The sequence below is a fragment of the Streptomyces sp. NPDC047085 genome, assembly GCF_040643735.1.
Classification (GTDB): Bacteria; Actinomycetota; Actinomycetes; order Streptomycetales; family Streptomycetaceae; genus Streptomyces.
In genome coordinates this window covers 65,246-84,365 of the sequence record NZ_JBEYUW010000003.1, presented here as the reverse complement: position 1 = coordinate 84,365, position 19,120 = coordinate 65,246, and the positions used below count along the sequence as shown (strand labels likewise).

The 19,120-nt window shown below is 68.6% G+C and carries 19 protein-coding genes and 3 pseudogenes; 11 read left to right on the top strand and 11 right to left on the bottom strand.

Annotated elements, in window-relative coordinates:
* Positions 1-4 precede the first annotated feature (4 nt).
* A complete protein-coding gene (gene rplC / locus ABZ865_RS11460) occupies positions 5-649 on the bottom strand; it encodes a 50S ribosomal protein L3 (RefSeq protein WP_029380970.1) in 645 nt (214 codons plus the stop codon).
* A 17-nt stretch (positions 650-666) separates the two neighbouring features.
* Complete coding sequence (gene rpsJ, locus ABZ865_RS11455) at positions 667-975, bottom strand: 30S ribosomal protein S10 (protein ID WP_003948644.1); 309 nt, start codon at positions 973-975, stop codon at positions 667-669.
* 546 nt (positions 976-1,521) lie between these two features.
* On the opposite strand from rpsJ, the gene ABZ865_RS11450 reads away from it, so the two are divergent.
* The 9 genes and pseudogenes from ABZ865_RS11450 to ABZ865_RS11410 all read left to right on the top strand — a co-directional run bounded on the left by ABZ865_RS11450 (position 1,522) and on the right by ABZ865_RS11410 (position 7,193).
* On the top strand, positions 1,522-2,097 hold the full coding sequence (locus ABZ865_RS11450; protein ID WP_361227547.1) for a hypothetical protein: 576 nt from the start codon (positions 1,522-1,524) through the stop codon (positions 2,095-2,097).
* The gene (locus tag ABZ865_RS11445) at positions 2,091-2,765 is read left to right on the top strand and encodes a hypothetical protein (RefSeq protein ID WP_361227544.1); all 675 of its coding nucleotides are present in this window, start codon (positions 2,091-2,093) and stop codon (positions 2,763-2,765) included. The genes ABZ865_RS11450 and ABZ865_RS11445 overlap by 7 nt, the downstream gene beginning before the upstream one ends.
* Positions 2,765-3,262, top strand: a pseudogene (locus ABZ865_RS11440) (putative T7SS-secreted protein); the annotation flags it as partial. The gene ABZ865_RS11445 and the pseudogene ABZ865_RS11440, both read left to right, overlap by 1 nt.
* Before the next feature lie 25 nt (positions 3,263-3,287).
* Positions 3,288-3,623: a putative T7SS-secreted protein gene (locus ABZ865_RS11435; protein ID WP_361229619.1), complete on the top strand. Its 336-nt coding sequence runs from the start codon at positions 3,288-3,290 to the stop codon at positions 3,621-3,623.
* A pseudogene (locus ABZ865_RS11430) lies at positions 3,536-3,733 on the top strand (toxin glutamine deamidase domain-containing protein); the annotation flags it as partial. The gene ABZ865_RS11435 and the pseudogene ABZ865_RS11430, both read left to right, overlap by 88 nt.
* Positions 3,734-4,039: a YrhB domain-containing protein gene (locus ABZ865_RS11425; protein WP_361227541.1), complete on the top strand. Its 306-nt coding sequence runs from the start codon at positions 3,734-3,736 to the stop codon at positions 4,037-4,039. It begins immediately after the preceding pseudogene.
* On the top strand, positions 4,036-5,334 hold the full coding sequence (locus ABZ865_RS11420) for a YrhB domain-containing protein (protein WP_361227538.1): 1,299 nt from the start codon (positions 4,036-4,038) through the stop codon (positions 5,332-5,334). The genes ABZ865_RS11425 and ABZ865_RS11420 overlap by 4 nt, the downstream gene beginning before the upstream one ends.
* A 444-nt stretch (positions 5,335-5,778) precedes the next feature.
* Positions 5,779-6,069 (top strand): annotated as a pseudogene (locus tag ABZ865_RS11415) (ATP-binding protein); the annotation flags it as partial.
* 254 nt (positions 6,070-6,323) lie between these two features.
* A complete protein-coding gene (locus ABZ865_RS11410) occupies positions 6,324-7,193 on the top strand; it encodes a YrhB domain-containing protein (protein WP_361229616.1) in 870 nt (289 codons plus the stop codon).
* Positions 7,194-7,430: 237 nt separating this feature from the next.
* On the opposite strand, the gene ABZ865_RS11405 is transcribed toward ABZ865_RS11410, so the two are convergent.
* The 3 genes from ABZ865_RS11405 to ABZ865_RS11395 are packed head-to-tail and all read right to left on the bottom strand — an operon-like array spanning position 7,431 to position 10,456.
* Complete coding sequence (locus tag ABZ865_RS11405) at positions 7,431-7,979, bottom strand: hypothetical protein (protein WP_361227535.1); 549 nt, start codon at positions 7,977-7,979, stop codon at positions 7,431-7,433.
* On the bottom strand, positions 7,976-10,045 hold the full coding sequence (locus ABZ865_RS11400) for a hypothetical protein (RefSeq protein ID WP_361227532.1): 2,070 nt from the start codon (positions 10,043-10,045) through the stop codon (positions 7,976-7,978). The genes ABZ865_RS11405 and ABZ865_RS11400 overlap by 4 nt, the downstream gene beginning before the upstream one ends.
* Before the next feature lie 21 nt (positions 10,046-10,066).
* Complete coding sequence (locus ABZ865_RS11395; RefSeq protein ID WP_361227529.1) at positions 10,067-10,456, bottom strand: hypothetical protein; 390 nt, start codon at positions 10,454-10,456, stop codon at positions 10,067-10,069.
* A gap of 146 nt (positions 10,457-10,602) precedes the next feature.
* On the opposite strand from ABZ865_RS11395, the gene ABZ865_RS11390 reads away from it, so the two are divergent.
* Entirely contained in the window at positions 10,603-11,634 is a 1,032-nt protein-coding gene (locus ABZ865_RS11390) for a hypothetical protein (RefSeq protein ID WP_361227526.1), read from the top strand.
* A gap of 93 nt (positions 11,635-11,727) precedes the next feature.
* Here the strand turns inward: ABZ865_RS11390 and tuf are convergent, their stop codons facing one another.
* The 5 genes from tuf to ABZ865_RS11365 form a co-directional block, all read right to left on the bottom strand.
* Positions 11,728-12,921 carry an elongation factor Tu gene (tuf, locus tag ABZ865_RS11385; protein ID WP_361227523.1) on the bottom strand — a complete coding sequence of 398 codons (1,194 nt, stop codon included), beginning with the start codon at positions 12,919-12,921 and terminating at the stop codon, positions 11,728-11,730.
* Positions 12,922-13,081: 160 nt separating this feature from the next.
* Positions 13,082-15,208: an elongation factor G gene (gene fusA, locus ABZ865_RS11380; RefSeq protein ID WP_361227519.1), complete on the bottom strand. Its 2,127-nt coding sequence runs from the start codon at positions 15,206-15,208 to the stop codon at positions 13,082-13,084.
* 39 nt (positions 15,209-15,247) lie between these two features.
* Complete coding sequence (gene rpsG, locus ABZ865_RS11375; RefSeq protein ID WP_003998848.1) at positions 15,248-15,718, bottom strand: 30S ribosomal protein S7; 471 nt, start codon at positions 15,716-15,718, stop codon at positions 15,248-15,250.
* A 2-nt stretch (positions 15,719-15,720) separates the two neighbouring features.
* Positions 15,721-16,092, bottom strand: coding sequence for a 30S ribosomal protein S12 (gene rpsL, locus ABZ865_RS11370; protein WP_003948652.1), 372 nt, complete (start codon positions 16,090-16,092; stop codon positions 15,721-15,723).
* A 354-nt stretch (positions 16,093-16,446) separates the two neighbouring features.
* Positions 16,447-17,445 carry a glycosyltransferase family 2 protein gene (locus tag ABZ865_RS11365; RefSeq protein WP_361227515.1) on the bottom strand — a complete coding sequence of 333 codons (999 nt, stop codon included), beginning with the start codon at positions 17,443-17,445 and terminating at the stop codon, positions 16,447-16,449.
* A 145-nt stretch (positions 17,446-17,590) separates the two neighbouring features.
* Between ABZ865_RS11365 and ABZ865_RS11360 the strand changes: the two genes are divergently transcribed.
* Positions 17,591-18,868, top strand: a complete 1,278-nt coding sequence (locus ABZ865_RS11360; RefSeq protein WP_361227512.1) for a glycosyltransferase family 39 protein — start codon at positions 17,591-17,593, stop codon at positions 18,866-18,868.
* Here the strand turns inward: ABZ865_RS11360 and ABZ865_RS11355 are convergent.
* Positions 18,838-19,104, bottom strand: a complete 267-nt coding sequence (locus tag ABZ865_RS11355; protein WP_361229613.1) for a hypothetical protein — start codon at positions 19,102-19,104, stop codon at positions 18,838-18,840. The two genes, ABZ865_RS11360 and ABZ865_RS11355, sit on opposite strands and share 31 nt — an antisense overlap.
* Positions 19,105-19,120 lie beyond the last annotated feature (16 nt).

Here is a 19,120-nt window from a genome sequence, read left to right as displayed (position 1 = left end):
TACCTCAGGCCCCCTTGGCCGCGGTGCGGACCAGGACGAGGCCGCCGTTCGGACCGGGAACCGCGCCCTTGATGAGCAGCAGACCCTTCTCCGCGTCAACGGCGTGGACGGTCAGGTTCTGGGTGGTGACCCGCTCGTTGCCCATGCGACCCGCCATGCGGAGGCCCTTGAACACACGGCCCGGGGTGGCGCAGCCACCGATGGAACCGGGGGAGCGGTGCTTGCGCTGGGTGCCGTGTCCGGCGCCGAGGCCACGGAAGTTGTGGCGCTTCATGACACCGGCGAAGCCCTTGCCCTTGCTCTTGCCGGTCACGTCGACCTTCACGCCGGCCTCGAACACCTCAGCGGTGATCTCCTGGCCCAGCGTGTACTCGGAGGCGTCCGACGTGCGGATCTCGACGAGGTGGCGGCGCGGGGTGACGTCGGCCTTGGCGAAGTGGCCCTTGAGGGGCTTGTTCACCTTGCGCGGGTCGATCTCGCCGAAGGCGATCTGGACCGACTCGTAGCCGTCGACGTCGTTCGTACGGACCTGGGTGACGACGTTGGGGCCGGCCTTGACGACGGTGACCGGAACAACACGGTTGTTCTCGTCCCACACCTGCGTCATGCCGAGCTTCTCGCCCAGGATGCCCTTGATCTGCTTAGCCATTCTCAGCTCACCGACCCTCAGAGCTTGATCTCGATGTCGACACCGGCCGGGAGGTCGAGTCGCATCAGAGAGTCAACGGTCTTGGGGGTGGGGTCGAGAATGTCGATCAGGCGCTTGTGCGTGCGCATCTCGAAGTGCTCGCGCGAGTCCTTGTACTTGTGCGGCGACTTGATGACGCAGTACACGTTCTTCTCAGTGGGCAGCGGCACCGGGCCCGCGACCGACGCACCAGTGCGGGTCACCGTCTCGACGATCTTCTTCGCCGAGGAGTCGATGACCTCGTGGTCGTAGGCCTTGAGCCGGATGCGGATCTTCTGTCCCGCCATGGCTACTCAGTAGTCCTTTGTCTCTTCACGCTCTGGAACCCGGTGTTCCTGCCTCTTGCTCTCCGACCCACGCGGTCGGGCGTGTCGCGCCCCCGCTGACACAGATGTCCCTTGTTCGAACATCCCTGCGGGAATGCACACGGCCCTTCCGGAACCGCAAGCCGAGGGCGACTGCATCAATCAGCTGACGCGGGCCCACCGGGCGCCTGGTCGGTGCCGCGCCCACGCTTCCCGGAAGATTCCCGTACGTCCGCCCCAGTGCTGCCGTGGTGGCAGTTAGGGCGACGAGTACTGTGGGACTCGCTTCCGGTCCTCCCGGCGGGAGGCGCGCAGCATCAACACTCGACCGAGCAACTCCGACAGTCTGCCATAAGGGGCGGGGGCCTGGCCAATCGGGCCGGAGAGAATACCCCGAGGGTGACGGAGGTCAAACACGGAGCGGCCGGAGCGGGCCTCGTGTACTTCTTGTGCACGCTTCAGGCGCCTGGCATGTGCGCCAGGAGGTTCCGCGCCGGCCCTCGTCGCGCTTGTGCCACCGTATGTGCCATGGCAGATCCAGGGGGCGGCGCGGGGGCGCCGAGACGCCGATCACGACTCGCCGACTACGCAGACATGGCCGACGCCGCACCCACGGCGGACCCCGCGGCACCGGACCCCGCGGCACCGTCCGGCGACACCCGGGCGGAGGACGGCATCCGGGCCGAGGAGGGCATCCGGGCCGAGGCCGACGCGCTGCGCCGCCAGTTCACCGCCGTGCTGGAGATCTTCCGGGACACGGCCGTCCTCGTCCCGGTCGAGGACCGGGGCTGGCTGACCGCCGACTTCGGCGGAGTCCGCTGGATCCTGGCGTTCTCCGACGAGTCGGCCCTCGCCCGGTACGCGCTGGCCCGCGGAGAGGGCGGCAGGGAGTGGGAGTACGAGACCGTGCTCGGCGCGCGACTGCTGGACGTGGCGGTCCCGGAGGCCGGGGTGCCCTGCGGCGTGGCCCTGGACGCGGCCGACGGCACCGAGGACGCGGTGCTCTTCCCGCCGGTCGCCGGGATCGTGCCCGACGCGTACGCGGTGAACAGGGGTTTCCGGGGTGAGACGGCCGGGCGCGGCCGGACGGAGGAGCGATGGTGAACGGGGGCGCGGGCGCGCACGCGAGCGGCAAGGACCTCGCGACCGAGGGGCTCGGCGACATCGCCCAGGGGCTGACCCTGGCGCTCGGCGAGCTGAAGGAACTCGGCATGGTCGGCATGGCCGGCGCGGGCCGCGGTTTCAACGATCTGGAGTTGTCGGGCCTCGACCTCGGGGACGAGGCCCTCACCGGCACCTTCCAGTCGTTCTGCTCCCGCTGGGAGTGGGGCGTGCGCGCGCTGATCAACGAGGGCAACGCGCTGGCCGTGAAGACGGGCATGTCCGCAGGTACGTACTACGAGACCGACCAGTACATCGGCGATTCGATGAAGATCGGGCTGAACTCCCTCATCGGCAACCCGCACGCCTCCGAGGAGGAGGTCACGGGGATGGGCTGGTCGGACATCGCCGGCCAGGCCGGCCACGTGGACTACAGCAAGGAGTCCTTCGAGCAGGCCTACGACAACAGCGTCCAGGGCTGGAAGGACGCCGGCCGGGACGTGATGACCTCCCGCACGCTCGGCCCCATGGGGCTGAACCCGGAGAACCTGCACGGCGCCCTCGGCGTGTCGGACAGCGAGTACGACACGTTCCTCGACGACACCTTCGGCCCCTCCCCCGAGGAGCGGGCCCGGATGCAGCAGGGCCCACAGGGCGGGGGTGAGGGCTGATGGGCATCCTCGGAGACATCGGCCACGGCCTCGAGGGCGGCGCCAACTGGGCCCTCGACAAGTGCGAGAAGCTCGTCGACGACGGCAAGAAGGTGGTCGGCGAGGGCATCGACTGGGGCGCCCACGAGCTCGGGGACAAGCTGGACGACGTCGGCCTGCACGGCGCGGCCGACAAGGTGGAGGACTGGGGCGACGAGATCGCCTCCGACCTCGGCGCCACCCCCAGCGAGCAGCAGCTCGGCGACAGCGACGACCCGAAGGACCTCGTCCACGGCAACCCCGGCAGGATCCGGGAGACCGCCAAGCACCTGAAGGACTTCTTCACCGCCTTCGAGAAGGTCGGCACGGGCATGAAGAAGGTCGACTCCTCGGGCTGGAAGGGCGAGGGCGGTGACGCCTTCCGCACCGTGATGGACGCGCACCCGGCGAAGTGGCTGCACGCGGCGGACGCCTGCGACTCCGCGGCGGGCGCCCTGGAGTCCTTCGCGGAGACCGTGCAGTGGGCGCAGGACCAGGCCAAGGATGCCATCGAGGCTGTACAAGCGGGGCACGCATGCATCCCAGGCGGCCAGGCAGGCGTACGCCAAGCGCCTCGACGCCTACAAGGCCAAGATCGAGGCGAACGAGGACCCGGGTCCCGAGCTGGAGCCCTTCCAGGACCCCGGCAAGGCCGACATCCAGGCGGCGCGGGAGAAGCTCGGCGAGGCCCGCAGGCAGCGCAACACTGCTGCCTCCGCCTCGGCGCCGCGCATCAACGCCCCCCGCGCCAGCCTCGCGATCTCAGGGCTCGAGGCGAGGGCGCGAGGAGCGCGGTCTTCATCGGGCGAGGGAATTCGGGTCACTTCTTCAACGCAGTGAACACCGAGCACGGAGTTGTTTTCCTCGACGGCCAGAGCGGGACGCTCGGCCGCCTGGAGGAGAACGTGAAGGAAATCATGCATGTGCCATACGGGAAGGGGGCGCCGTAAATGATCAGCAAGCAGGACGCGGTGGAATCCGCCGCCGCACTCCTCAAGAAGGTGTACCCCGAAAAGGCGGACGACATCATTCTATTTCCAGAAAAATGTGTCGAATATCCGTATGGGTGGTTGGTTTCCTTCGACTTCAAGCAGCACATCGAGACCGGGGACTGGCTGAAGTCCCCCATCACAAGCGTCGTTGTCGTTCCACACGACGGGACAAAGGCCCATTTTCCGCCAAGCATCCTTCCTGTGGACGACTACATGCACCGGCGAGCTTCTGGTGACTGGCCCCCGAAGGAGTTCCCACGATGAACGCGACCCAGCGAGCGACCGCGTGGCTGAACGTCACCTACGGCGGTCTCGCCGAACTGGCCACGGCACAGCCGGTGCACGAGACCGCGACGTCCTGGCTCATGGCCTGCCGGACATTGGCCCAGCCGGGCTATCCGCACACGCCGATGCTCGCGTCGTCCCTCGTCGTACCCAAGGACGGCGGCTCCCCGTTCCACCCGGCGCCAAGTGTTCCCCTCGCTGACATGGAATCGGCCGCGCCCCAGGAAACCGCCGCGCGCGCCGAAGGCCTGGGCCGCCGGATCAACGCCCGGGGGTGTGCGGTCGCCATGCACTGCGCGATCAACGGCACCCCGTCCGTGCCCCTGCCGTGGCGCCCGTCCGACGAAGCCCCCGGCTGGTGGGCCCGGCTCGGCCGCCGCTACTTCCCGGAGTTCGAGCGCGTCGCCGTCGGGGACTGGGACGATGTGATCAAGGCGGTCGGCGAGCCAGGGCCCGACACCCGAGGGCTGATCTGGGTACGGCGGGAGATCGGCGGCCACGAGGCCACGGGCAACCTGCTGTACGCGCACAACAACAAGGGCCAGGTCGTCCTCCTGGACGGCCTGACGTCCTCACTCGCGCGCCTGGACAGACCACCCCTGCTGCGCGAGCTGGTTCTGCTGCGGGCGCTGCCCGGGGCTTCCGCCTCCCCGCACGCACCCTGGCAGCAAGCGGCACCCGACTTCGCCTCGGCGGTCGCCAAGGCCCGCCTCTGGCTCCACCACGCCTACCGCGGGCAGGTGGACCTGGACCGACCGACCGCCCAGGACGAGACGCAGCGCGGCTGGGTGTTCTCCTGCAACAGCAGGGCGTTCCTCGGCGGCGGGCAATGGCAGCACGCCATGCTGGACGCCACGGTGGTCGTGCCGAAGGACGACACCGCGCCCTTCGGCCTGCCGAACTCGGACCCGTGGCCCTGGCTGGCCCGCTGGGACGCCGGCGAGGATCCCGGCACGGCGAACCTCCCCGCACCGCCGGCTCCCGGTCACGCGTCCTGGTACGAACCGACACTCGCCCAGCTCGGCCAGGTCCTGTCTGTGTCCGATCACCAGGACTGGCGGACGACTGTGGACGCGCTCTCTGCGCTGCCGGTCGGCGCTCGAGCTCTGGTCTGGGTCCGCCGTACCGACGGCCGCGGCCGCGAGGCGGTGGGCTGGCTGGTCAACGCCGTGAGGCTGGAGGACGGGGTCATGGTCATCGACGGTTCCTCGGACGAGCCGGTGTCCTTCGACCCGACCGGCGTCCACCGTCTGCACGCGATCCGCTACCGCTGAACCCTCATGAGCCGCGGGCGAGCCAGACCTCGCCCGCGGCTCTTTCCTGCCCTCGGTGAGCCGTCCGCCGGGTGCGCGGCCGCCGTGTGGGTAGCTGCCCGGCCGGGCTTTCCACGCCTGCCGCACGACGTGCTACGACGGCGAGCCGGGCGGAGGCCACGGCGTGGGGCTCCCAGATGGTGGCCGTCCCGCTGCGGTGGCGGGGTCTGGGCGGCGGTGAGCCGTCCGCGGTGGCGGCTGCGGCGGACGGCGGTGACGACGGCGATGGTCACGGCCGCGACGAAGCCGGCGAGGAAACAGCCGATCCCCGCGGCGAGGTGACATCACCACGCGGGCGAATGCTACGGGAACTCAGTCTTGCGGACCGGAATTTGTGGACGCATACGGCAGGAAGGAGGCCAGCCGCTGGGCGTGACGGTGAGCCGGGGGCCTTCGGTGTTCTTCGCCGAGCTGGCCGCCAACGCCGTCACCCTCGGCCGCGTCCCCGGGCGGGACTTCCAGCTGCTGCTGTACGTGGTCGGCGACACCCTCCGCATCGAAGTCACCGACACGCGCGGTGACCGGCTCCCGCACGTCCGACAAGCCGCGCCGGACGGCGAGTCCGGCCGAGGTCTGCTCCTCGTCGACGCGCTCACGGACCGCTGGGGAGTGACCGAAGGCCCCGCCCCGCGCAAGACCGTGTGGGCGGAGGTGCACACCCGCCCCACCGCATCACGATCCGTCCCGCTCCGGTGACCGACGCCCCGGCCATGGGCGAGGTCAATACTTTCCATGACCGGGGTGGGGAGAGAACCAACCCACCCAACCCAACCAGCCTCCCCAGGGCCGCGCGTCACCCGGAAGAGTGGCAACGCCCAACTCAGCTGGATTTGCGCCCCGTTCGCTGGCATATGCTCGCCGCGACCACAACCGCAGACATGCGACGGCCCCCGGCCGGGACGGGCATCCCGATCGAGGGCCTGACCACCGAGGAAGTCAGGACCTTCCCGATGGATACCCAGAACCTTAGCGCGCCCTCGTGCGCTCAGCCGCTGAATCCGCGCGGCATCACCCACATCAACACCAAGCACACGACCCGCTTCACGGTCGTCGGCAACCACCTCACCCAGCACCGCCGGCTGTCCCTCACCGCGATCGGCCTGGCCTGCCACATCCAGTCGCTGCCCTCGGGCTCCCGTGTCGACATCAAGACCCTCGCCGCCCGCTTCCCGGAAGGCGAGACCCGTATCGCCGCCGCCTTGCGCGAGCTGGAAGCTCACGGCTACCTGGCCCGCATCCGTGAGCGCCTGCCCAGCGGCCGGATCGTCACGTACACGGTCTCGTACAACCAGCCCCTGGCCACCGTGACACCCGACCGCCCCAAGCCGAGTGGCAACCAGCCTCCCCAGCCACCTACTACTCCCCCACCGTCCCCGAACGCCTCTCCACCCCAGCCCGCTGAACCGGAAAATGATCGGCCGGTGCCCGAGGCGTGGGTCGCACTGCCTGTCTGGCAAATGATCTCCGGTCGCCGGCTGCCACTGCTTCGCTCATATCGACAGGGGATCTTGACCATGCTGACCAAGGACGAAGCAGTGGCGGCGGCCGCCCAGTTCCTGAAGACCCTCGCCTACCCGGACCGGGCTGATTCCGTGGTCGTGCTTCCGGACACCGCGATCGAGTTCCCGTACGGATGGACGGTGCGTTTCGGCTTCAGGGAACACCTCGACACGGGCAACCGGGCGATGGCCCCGTTCAGCTCCGTGGTCGTCGTGCCGCACGCCGGTGCGGGTGCCCACCTTCCCCCGACCCACCTTCCCGTGGCCCAGTACATGGAATTGTGCGCCCGCGGGGACTGGCCCCCCACGAAAGGCCGTTGAGATACCGAACCGCCCCGGACAGCGAGCTTCGGCGTGGCTGCACACGACCTACGGCGGAGCACGGGGACTGGTCGGCGACGCTCTCCGCGCTCCCCGTCGGCACCCGAGCCCTGATTTGGGGCGGGCCTGCTCCTGAACGCCCTACGTCTGGAGACAGCGCCCGTCATCATCGACGGCTCCTCCAACACGGTGCTGTCCTTCGACGACACCGCGGTCCAGAGCGTACGCGTCAATAACTCACCGGCTTCCCCCACAACCAAGCGTACGGAGCGTGGCCGGAAAATAAGCCCGCATAAACTTCTCGATATCCTTGCGGTGGCTCTGGTCGGTGAGCTTGATTTGGGGGAGCTGGAGGGTGAGGGCGAAGTGGTCACCCGTCTTGCTCATGCACCGACTCGCTGCAATTGCGCCGTCAGTTCCGACCACCGCCTCGTACCTGAAGGCAATCTTGCGCGCATCCGTCACGCGCGACACCGTTCCCGCCCCTTCGGCCATTTCTCTGAGGTCCGCAGGACCATCAGCCCACCAGAAGTGGAGATTAATGACCGGATCCCTTCCGGACAGCAGGACGCACGGGGCCGAGACGGCACTGGAGCGATCGACTCTGCTGAATTCGTGGAGGTCATGTCTTGAGGAGACCAGCGCGCGCGTGAGATCCGGGTCGATCTGTGTCCCACAGATCATCCTGGGCAGAGCCTGATCGGACGATCTTGCACATGACGCGGTGAGGAACGTCAGAGGGAGGGCCGCCAGATTCAGCAAGACGGCAAGTACACGCGCGTTCATTTGGGCTGCTCCCCTGAAACGCCGGCGGCGTGTGCGGCACCACTCTCAGATGCCTCGGTAACCATCGTCCTCGTGCCGAAGCCTGCGTGACCGCCCGAAGCATGGGCCTTGTGCCATTCATCCGCAAGAGCCATCAATTGCCCATTCCGTGCTTCGTACGCCTTGGTGTTGTTCTCCGTCTGCTGCTCATCCAACCTCTTCTGCTCATCCTCCAACCACTTCCCCGTGACGTAATCGAACCCCTGCTGCACATCCTCACTCGCGATCGGGATGTAACTGATTGCCTTGTCGAAGAGCGGTTTCGTTTCGAAGGTGGCTGTTTTGGGGTCGCCCTGAGCCTGGATGCGGGCCTCTTCCAGGAAGCCGACCGTGCGGCCGGCGCGGAACAGGGGTTCGGTCGACTTGGAATGGTCTGAGTGAATGGCGGACACCATTGCCTGATTCAGCCCCCCGTTCAACGTGCCGTACGCGTCCTTGTCCTTGGACACCTGTTTGGCCACCTCGAAAAGTTCCTGTTGTTTCAGGGGCGACTGGGAGATGTCGATCTCGCTCATGGAGGCGTGGACCGTGCTGCCGTGGTTGACCAGGATGTTGGCGAGGGGGCGGCGCAGGGAGGGAGGGAAGTCGTCGCCCCGGTCCGACAGGTGGCTGAGGGCGGATCGGAGGACCGCTTCGTTCTGCTGTGTGTGGGCGACGTAGCGGGCGTCCGGGTCCGAGGGATTGATGCCCATCGTGGCCGCCTGGAGTGCCGCGCCGAAGCCCGCTCGATCGTCCGCGTCCGGTCCCGCCTCGTACGTGCCCGCCTTGGGGCCGTCGTGGCCGTGCAGGGTGACGTTCCAGTCCCGTTCCCGCACCAAATACTTCATGTGCGCGTCGTTCGAGAGATAGTGCGCCGCCGTCGCGGGGTCCCGGCTCATGATGCCCAGCACACCGTCCACCGGGTCGTTCGCGAACCAGCCCTCGTGGCTGCCGCTGTACCGCTCCTTCAGTTGCCAGATACCCGGATCCTTCTTCTCCGCAGCGATCAGGTCGTCCGTCAGGTCCTCCAGCATGCGCGGCGCGTACCCGTGCCCCTTGCTCATCAGCGTCACCAACGACTGGTAGCCGACCGCCTTGTCCAGGCGTTCTCCCTGGGCGTCAGTGGTGTAGTGCTGGATGCCGGCATGGCGCATGCCGGTGCGCCAGTGCTGGTACCAGGCCGAGTGCGTGTCCCTCGTCGCCGTGGCCAGGCTGTCGGCCAGGCCCGCCTCGAGGGCCGAGTAGGTCCGCACCGCCCCCGGACCCTGCCCGGGCCGCACGTGGATGAGGTCGTTGAGTTCGTTCGTCAGGCGGACCGTGCCGTCCGGACCCAGGCCGTCCAGCAGCGTCCGGGAAAAGGCCTGGTCGTCGGCGTTGTCGCGGAACGTCCGCTCCAGCTCGGCCAGTTCGCGGCGCGACAGGTGTCCGCCCCGGCTCAGCTTCTCCAGCGCGCCCTCCGCCGCCAGCGCCTCGTACTTCTCGACGTCCCCCAGCGCCCTGCCGTTGAAGCCCCGGCCGCCGACCAGCGGGTCCGAGTCGACGACCACTGCCGTCAGGGCGACCCGCACGCCCGCGTCCGCGTCCGTCACGTCCCGTACGGCCTTGTCGATCCTGTCCTGCCAGGACCGTACGGCCGACTCGGCGCGAGCCTGAGAGCCATGCTCGTGCTCCCCGGCCTTCGCATGCTCAGGGTCGACGCTGACCAGGCCCCGGTCCGACACCCACAGGCCGGCCGCGACCGCCTCCCGCCGCGCCGCCGTCAACCGGCCCTTCAGCTCCACGAACTGCGCGTGCGCGTCCCGCAGCAGCGAGGCGATCGCCTTCGCCTCCGTCTGCGCGTACCGGAACTCCTTGAGCGTGACGCCGAAGCGGCCGTGGGCGGCCTCCGCGCTCATGCCCGTCCAGGAGGCGCCCAAGGTGATGCCGTACAGGTGCCGGTGGTAGGCCTGCTCCTGCTTCTCGAACTCCTCCGCCATCCCGTCCCACCGGTCGGCCGCGGTGGTGAGCGCCGAGAGGTCGGTGGTCATGATCTCGTGGTAGGTCGGCATGCCCGGTCCGTCCCCCGCCCGTCAGTACCGGTCCAGCGCGGACATGTGGCGCAGTGCCGATCCGACGCCCACATCCGCGCTCGTCAGCACCGCGTTGGTGCCGCCCAGCGCGTCCTTCTCCGCGCCCAGCCGGTCCATCAGGTTCCGCACCTGGGCACCCCAGGTCTCATGGGCCTTCCGCAGTGCCGTCGCGGTCTGCCAGCCGTCGCCGTCCCGCGCGCCGAAGGCCTTCACCGCGGCGGCGGTCTCGTCGTCCGCCCAGGTCCCGGCCTTGCGGGTGTCCGGCTCGATGTGGTCCTGGACGGCCTTCGCCGCCGCCCGCTTCTCCGCCGGCGACGACGCGAGAGCCGCCCTCGGTCCCGTCGCTCCCTTCGGTCCCCTCGCCCCGTGACCACCGACCAGCCCGCTCACGCCCACCCCTCGCCGTCACGCGCCAACGCCGAACGGCCCTGCCGCCGAACCGCCCCAACGCCGTACACGACCCTCAACCGGCTCACGCAGATCTTCGTCACGGTGGCTTTGCCCGCCGTCGCGTTGACGCCAGTAGCCTGCCGATCATGACGCGCACCACACCGCCCCGCCCGCTCGACATCACCCGCTACTTCCCCGAACTCGCGCCGCTGGCGCGCTCCGCCGTACGGCTGCATCCGCGGGCCGGTGCGCCGACCGCGGCGGACAGTTCCGTCGGCGGGCCGCTGCTGTGGCCGGCCGACGAGCCGTGGCCGACCTGCTCGGAGCACGCGGGCCCCTGGCACCGGGGGGTGGCGCCGGACGATGTCCACGTCGGGCGGCGCGTCCTTCGCGAGGCCTGGGCCCGGCCCCGCGCGGAGGGCGCCGACCTGCTGACCGCGCAGGAGCGTGCGCTGGTCGACCGTGGCCGCGAGTCGCGCCGGATCGACCAGGACGGGCCGGTGCCGTTGGTGCCGGTCGCGCAGATACGGGCCGCCGACGTGCCCACGCTGCCCCGACCCGCCGGCATCGATCTGCTGCAGGTGCTGTGGTGCGCCTTCGACCATCCCGAGGACGGCTACGTGCCCCGGGTCGAGCTGCGCTGGCGCAGGGCCGCCGATGTCGTCACCCCGCTCGCCGCTCCCCCGCGGCCCGCGGTGATCGGCAACGACGACTACCTGCCCGAGCCGTGCGTGCTGCACCCCGAGACCGTCCTGGAGTACCCGGCGCCGCACGAACTCCCCGAGGAGCTGGCGGACCGGATCGAGGCGTGGGAGGACGGGATGGAGGCGGGGACGGAGGAGGAGGCAGAGGAGGAGTCGGGGGTGTGTTATCAGTTCGACCTGGCCGTTGCCCCGGGGTGGAAGCTCGGTGGGCACGCGCCCTGGAGCTTTTCCGATCCGTATCGCATGAGCTGTGCCGAGTGCGGTTCCGGGGTGCGGCCCCTGTTCACCGTGGACAGCGCCGAGTGGGACGGCGGCAGCGGCAGCTGGCGGCCGGTGGAGGACGCCGGGTACACCGGCTACCACTTCCTCGGGCCGGCGCACGACACCCAGATCACCATCGGCCGCAGCTACAGCCTCCAGGTGTACGTGTGCGAGGCGTCGTACGAGCATCCGCCGGTGCAGAACATGCAGTAGCACGACGGGGCCCGGGTACGGCAAAGAGGCCCGTACGACCGGAGTCGTACGGGCCTCTCTGGGTCGGTCAAGCGACCCTCAAGCAAGCGGAACTTACTTCAGGATCTTGGTGACCTGGCCGGCGCCCACGGTGCGGCCACCCTCACGGATGGCGAACTTCAGGCCCTCTTCCATGGCGACGGGCTGGATGAGCTCCACCTTCATCTCGGTGTTGTCACCCGGCATGACCATCTCGGTGCCCTCGGGGAGGGTCACCACGCCGGTCACGTCCGTCGTACGGAAGTAGAACTGCGGACGGTAGTTGTTGAAGAACGGCGTGTGGCGGCCACCCTCGTCCTTGGAGAGGATGTAGGCCTGGGCCTCGAAGTCGGTGTGCGGGGTGACCGAACCCGGCTTGATGATGACCTGGCCGCGCTCGACGTCCTCGCGCTTGATGCCGCGGAGCAGCAGACCGACGTTCTCACCGGCCTGACCCTCGTCGAGCAGCTTGCGGAACATCTCGATGCCGGTGACCGTGGTGGTGGTCTTCTCGGTCTTGATGCCGATGATGTCGACGGTCTCGTTGACCTTGAGCAGACCGCGCTCGATACGACCGGTGACGACGGTGCCACGACCAGTGATCGTGAAGACGTCCTCGATCGGCATCAGGAACGGCTTGTCGATCTCGCGCTCCGGCTGCGGGATGGCCTCGTCCACGGCGTTCATCAGGTTGAGGACGGAGTCCACCCACTCCTTCTCGCCCTCGAGGGCCTTCAGAGCGGAGACCTTGACGACCGGAACGTCGTCGCCCGGGAACTCGTACTCGGAGAGGAGCTCACGGACCTCGAGCTCGACGAGCTCCAGGATCTCCTCGTCGTCCACCATGTCGGCCTTGTTCAGGGCGACGACGATGTACGGAACGCCGACCTGGCGGGCCAGGAGCACGTGCTCCTTGGTCTGCGGCATCGGGCCGTCGGTGGCGGCGACCACCAGGATCGCGCCGTCCATCTGCGCGGCACCGGTGATCATGTTCTTGATGTAGTCCGCGTGACCCGGGCAGTCGACGTGGGCGTAGTGACGCGCCTCGGTCTGGTACTCGACGTGCGCGATGGAGATGGTGATACCGCGCTGGCGCTCCTCGGGCGCCTTGTCGATGTTGTCGAACGGGGTGGCCTCGTTCAGGTCCGGGTACGCGTCGTGCAGCACCTTGGTAATGGCGGCCGTGAGGGTCGTCTTACCGTGGTCGATGTGACCGATGGTGCCGATGTTGACGTGCGGCTTAGTCCGCTCGAACTTCGCCTTCGCCACTGGGGTCCTCCTGTGGAGTGGTTCTGTACGCCTTACTTCATCGGCGCCAGGTGATCTTTGCTGTTAAGGCCCGGAACCCGGGGCAAACATCCGGATGGATTTGCGGGTGTTTGCCCCTTGAGGCTCCGGAGTCAAGCCTAAAGCGTGTGAACGCGGTGCGTTACTCGCCCTTGGCCTTCGCGATGATCTCCTCGGCGACGTTCCGCGGAACCTCGGCGTAGGAGTCGAACTGCATGGAGTAGCTCGCACGGCCGGACGTCTTGCTGCGCAGGTCGCCGACGTAACCGAACATCTCCGAGAGGGGCACGAGGCCCTTCACGACGCGGGCACCGGCCCGCTCCTCCATGGCCTGGATCTGGCCACGGCGGGAGTTGATGTCGCCGATGACCTCACCCATGTAGTCCTCGGGCGTGGTGACCTCGACGGCCATCATCGGCTCGAGCAGCACGGGGCTGGCCTTGCGCGCGGCCTCCTTGAAGGCCTGCGAACCGGCGATCTTGAAGGCGAGCTCGGAGGAGTCGACCTCGTGGTAGGCACCGTCGTGCAGGATCACGCGGACACCGGTCATCTCGTAACCGGCGAGGATGCCGAACTGCATGGCCTCCTGCGCGCCGGCGTCGACCGAAGGGATGTACTCCTTCGGGATACGACCACCGGTCACCTTGTTCACGAACTCGTACGAGGTGTCGCCACCCTCGAGCGGCTCGATGCCGATCTGCACCTTCGCGAACTGACCGGTACCACCGGTCTGCTTCTTGTGGGTGTAGTCGACGCGCTCGACGGCCTTGCGGATCGTCTCGCGGTACGCCACCTGCGGCTTGCCGACGTTGGCCTCGACCTTGAACTCACGGCGCATACGGTCGACCAGCACCTCGAGGTGCAGCTCGCCCATACCACCGATGATGGTCTGGCCGGTCTCCTCGTCCGAGTGGACCTGGAAGGACGGGTCCTCCTCGGCCAGGCGCTGGATCGCGACGCCCAGCTTCTCCTGGTCGCCCTTCGACTTGGGCTCGATGGCGACCTGGATGACCGGCGCCGGGAAGTCCATGGACTCCAGGATGACCGGGTTCTTGTCGTCGGCCAGCGTCTCACCGGTGGTGGTCTGCTTCAGGCCCATGACGGCGACGATGTCACCGGCGCCCACCGACTCGATCTCCTCACGCTTGTTGGCGTGCATGCGGTAGATCTTGCCGATGCGCTCCTTCTTGCCCTTGACGGAGTTCAGCACCGAAGAGCCGGACTCCAGGCGGCCCGAGTAGACCCGGACGAAGGTGAGCTTGCCGAGGTGCGGGTCGCTCATGATCTTGAACGCCAGCGCGGACAGCGGCTCGTCGTCGGACGGCTTGCGCTTGACGACCTCCTCCGGGTTGTTGACCGCGTGGCCCTCGATGGCCTCGATGTCAACCGGGGAAGGCAGGTAGCGCACGACCGCGTCGAGCAGGGGCTGGACGCCCTTGTTCTTGAACGCGGTGCCACAGAACACCGGGGTGACCGTGGTGCCCGTGCCCTTGCCGGACGCGATGGTGATACGACGGATCGCGGCGTACAGCTGCTCCTCGGTGGGCTCCTGGCCCTCCAGGTACAGCTCCATGATCTCTTCGTCGTTCTCCGCGACGGCCTCGAGCAGCTTGCCGCGCCACTCCTCGGCAGCCTCGGTGTGGGTGTCCGGGATGTCGACGATGTCGTACATCTCGCCCTTGGTGGCCTCGGCGGACCACACGAGCGCCTTCATGCGGACCAGGTCCACGACGCCCTTGAAGTCGGCCTCGGCACCGATCGGCAGCTGCATGACGATCGGCTGAGCGCCCAGGCGGTCAGTGATCATGTCGACGCAGCGGTGGAACTCGGCACCGGTACGGTCGAGCTTGTTGACGAAGCAGATACGCGGAACGCCGTAGCGGTCCGCCTGACGCCACACGGTCTCGGACTGGGGCTCAACGCCGGCGACGCCGTCGAACACCGTCACAGCACCGTCGAGCACGCGCAGGGAACGCTCCACCTCGACGGTGAAGTCGACGTGGCCCGGCGTGTCGATGATGTTGATGGTGTGGTCGACGTCTTCCAGCGGCCAGTGGCAGGTGGTGGCAGCAGAGGTGATCGTGATGCCACGCTCCTGCTCCTGCTCCATCCAGTCCATGGTGGCAGCGCCGTCGTGGACCTCACCGATCTTGTACGAAACGCCGGTGTAGAACAGGATCCGCTCGGTGGTGGTCGTCTTGCCCGCGTCGATGTGGGCCATGATGCCGATGTTGCGCACCTTGGCCAGGTCAAGCGAAGTGGTAGCCATAAGGCTTCAGTCTTCTCTCGGTCTCGATGTGGACTGCGACTACCAGCGGTAGTGCGCGAAGGCCTTGTTGGACTCGGCCATCTTGTGCGTGTCCTCGCGCTTCTTCACAGCGGCACCGAGGCCGTTGGAGGCGTCGAGGAGCTCGTTGAGCAGACGCTCGGTCATGGTCTTCTCGCGACGGGCGCGGGAGTAGCCCACGAGCCAGCGCAGCGCCAGGGTGTTGGCACGGCCGGGCTTGACCTCGACCGGGACCTGGTAGGTGGCGCCACCGACACGGCGGGACTTGACCTCGAGGGTCGGCTTGATGTTCTCGAGAGCGCGCTTCAGCGTGATGACCGGGTCGTTGCCGGTCTTCTCGCGCAGGCCCTCCATGGCGCCGTAGACGATGCGCTCGGCGGTGGAGCGCTTGCCGTTCAGCAGCACCTTGTTGATGAGCGAGGTGACAAGAGGAGAACCGTAGACCGGGTCGATGATGACCGGGCGCTTCGGGGCGGGGCCCTTACGAGGCATTCTTACTTCTCCTTCTTGGCGCCGTAACGGCTGCGAGCCTGCTTGCGGTTCTTGACACCCTGGGTGTCGAGCGAGCCGCGGATGATCTTGTAGCGAACACCCGGCAGGTCCTTCACACGGCCGCCGCGCACGAGCACGATGGAGTGCTCCTGCAGGTTGTGTCCCTCACCCGGAATGTAAGCGGTGACCTCGATCCCGCTGGTCAGACGCACACGCGCGACCTTACGCAGGGCCGAGTTCGGCTTCTTCGGGGTGGTCGTGAACACACGCGTGCAGACGCCACGACGCTGAGGGGAACCCTCGAGTGCGGGCGTCTTGTTCTTCTCGACCTTGTCCTGCCGGCCCTTGCGGACCAGCTGCTGGATCGTAGGCACTACTTCTCCGGTTTCTGTGTGCCGATGGGTACAGCTAACCTGGAACTTCTCCGACCCACGCGGTCGGGTGTGTCGTATCCCGCAGACTCCCGCCGCAAGGCGAAAAGGGCGCAGATTACGGTGGCCGGTGACGGCTCGCGATGCGGTTCGAAGGCACGCACGAGAGCCAGGGCACACCCCAGGCACAAGGTCTGAGCGTACCTACCGCACAGACTCCGGTCAAAACAAAAGGGGGACGGCCGGACGGCGGGGGTCCCCGGCCGGGTTTGACCTGGGATTTCCCGGGAGAGCCCTCCTCTATCACAGGAGTCGGCGGGACGCGAGTCGGGAGAGGCCGCGGGACGCGGGTCGGGCTCACGGTCTCGGTGACGGCTCCTCCGCCGCGAGCCGCGCCCCGCCACGCTCCGCGACGGCCGTGTCGTGCCCCACGAAGTAGGTCGGCCGGTTCTGTATGGCCGTGTAGATGCGGGCCACGTACTCCCCCAGCAGCCCCACGCAGATCAGCTGCACCGCGCCGATGAACAGCACCCCGGTGAACAGGGACGTCCAGCCCGGCACCGTGTGGTCGAGCACATGGGCGGCGAGCGTGTACACCATCAGCCCGAGGCAGACCAGGAAGGCGAAGCCGCCGAGCCAGGTGGCCAGCCGCAGCGGGGCCGCCGAGAAGCCCGTGACGCTGTCGACCGCGAGCCGGATCATCCGGCCCAGCGGGTACTTGCTGCGCCCCGCCGTGCGCGGGGCGCGCTCGTAGCCGACCTCTCCGCTGGGGAAGCCGAGCCAGGGCACCAGCAGCCGGTAGACGCGCTGCTGTTCCGGCAGCGCCTTCAGCGCGTCGACGGCGCCCCTGCTGAGCAGCCGGAAGTCACCGGCCTGGTCGGGCACGGAGGGTCCCGCGAGGCGGCGTACGACCTTGTAGTACAGCCCGGCCGTCCACCGCTTGAACCCGCTGTCGCTGGCCCGGTCGGCGCGGACGCCGTAGACGATGTCGAGTTCCTCGGCGCGGGCCAGCGCCAGCATCTCGGGGATCGTCTCGGGCGGGTCCTGGAGGTCGGCGTCGAGGCTCACCACGTAGGCGCCGACCGCCCGGTCGAGGCCCGCGGTGAGGGCGGCCTGGTGTCCCGAGTTGCGGCGCAGCCGGATCACCCGCAGCTCGGGCCAGCCGAGCCGGAAGGCCGCGAGCAGTTCGGCGGTGCCGTCGGTGGAGCCGTCGTCGACGGCGACCAGCTCGTACGGCACGGCAAGACCCTCCAGGACCGGGCGCAGCCGGCTGACGAGCGCGGGCAGGGCCTCCGCCTCGTTGTACATGGGTATGACGACGGACAGTTCGGTCGTCGGCTCCGCTCCACCGGACACCCGCTGCTCCCCCCTTCGCCGCTCACGTGCGACGCTTCAGCCGCACACATGCGACTCTTGTGTGATCTTGACGCTGACACTTCACGACCGTCGGACAGCGGGACGACCTCCGGCCCCGACGGTCGGCCGAGGGGGGATCGCGGGCATGGGCACGGCTTCCAGGGACACCGAGGCGGACACCGGCCTGCCGGGCGAGCAGGTCGATGGTCCGCACCCGAGCCGCCGGCTCACGCTGCCGCCGGGAGCACGGCCCTATGTGCCTCCGCTCGTCCTGTACTGCGTCACGAAGCTCGTGGGGCTCACCATATTCGCCTGGCTGCTGGAGCACGCGGGCGACTACCGCACGAAGGATCCCCGGTTCGGCGGCGGCGCCCACTGGTGGGACGTCCTGTCGACGTGGGACGGCTGGTGGTACCTCCAGGTCGCCCAGCACGGGTACGACCCGAAGCCGCTGCAACCACTGCCTCCGGGAGGGATGTTCACGGCCGAGCAGAACTCGGTCGCGTTCTTCCCCCTCTACCCCGGGCTGATCCGCGGTGTCTCGGAGGTGACCGGCATCGGCCTGTACGGCTCCGCGATCCTGGTGTCGGTGCTGTCCTCCCTGGTGGCGGCGGCCGGCATCTACGCGGTGATCTCCGCGCTGGCCGGGGCGCGGGCGGGCGTGATCGCGGCCGGGCTGTGGGCCGTCGTGCCCGGGGCGGGCGTCGAGTGGGCGGTGTACACGGAGTCGCTGTTCGTCGCCATCGCGGCCTGGGCCTGTTACAGCGTGATGCGCGGCCGCTGGGTGGCGGCGGGCCTGCTGGCCTTCCTCGCGGGCCTCAACCGGCCCACCTCGGCGGCACTCATCGGCGCGGTCGGCCTCGCCGCCCTGGTCACGCTGCTACGACGGGACAGCCGGCGCGAGCACGGGATCGCCGGGCCGGTCTACGCCATGATCGCGGCACCGCTCGGGCTGCTCACGTACATCACGTGGGTCGGGCTGAGCATGGGCGACCTGACCGCGTACTTCACGCTCCAGCGCGAGGGGTGGGCGCACTACTTCGACTGGGGCGCCTACACGAAGGACGTCCTCAGCAACATCGCGGTCGGCCACAGCGACTACCTCTTCGCCTACTCCACGCCCGATCTGCTCGGCGTCCAGGTGGTGATCGCGCTGCCCTTCCTGATCGCCCTGATGCTGCGCCGGAAACCGCCGCTGGTGCTGGTCGCCTACACCCTGGCCGGCATCGTCATGGTGCTCGGCACGCAGCAGATGTTCGGCAACACCGGCCGGTATCTGCTGCCCGCCTTCCCCCTGCTCCTCGCCCCGGCCGCCGCCCTGAGCCGGCTGAAGTGGCCGAGCCTGACGGTGTTCTTCACGACGGCGGCGGTGGCGTCCGGGTGGTACGCGCACTACGTGATCTTCGAGTTGGGGATTCCGTAGGGTTCGGAGGCGTCGGAACCGGCGGCCGCTCGCCGGTCCCGGCGTTTCGTGCCGCAGGCCGCCCGCTCGGCGGCGAAGACGTCCTCCAGGCGGAAGAGCTGGGCCCGGCCCGCCTTTCCGGCGGCCTTGAGGTGGCCCAACTGGACCCACTTGCGGATGGTGGCGGGCGCGACGCCCGCTTCCTGGGCCGCGAGGGGTCCGGGGATCAGGGTGGGCAGGGTGTGCGAGGGGGGCAGGGTCGGCGGGGTGTGC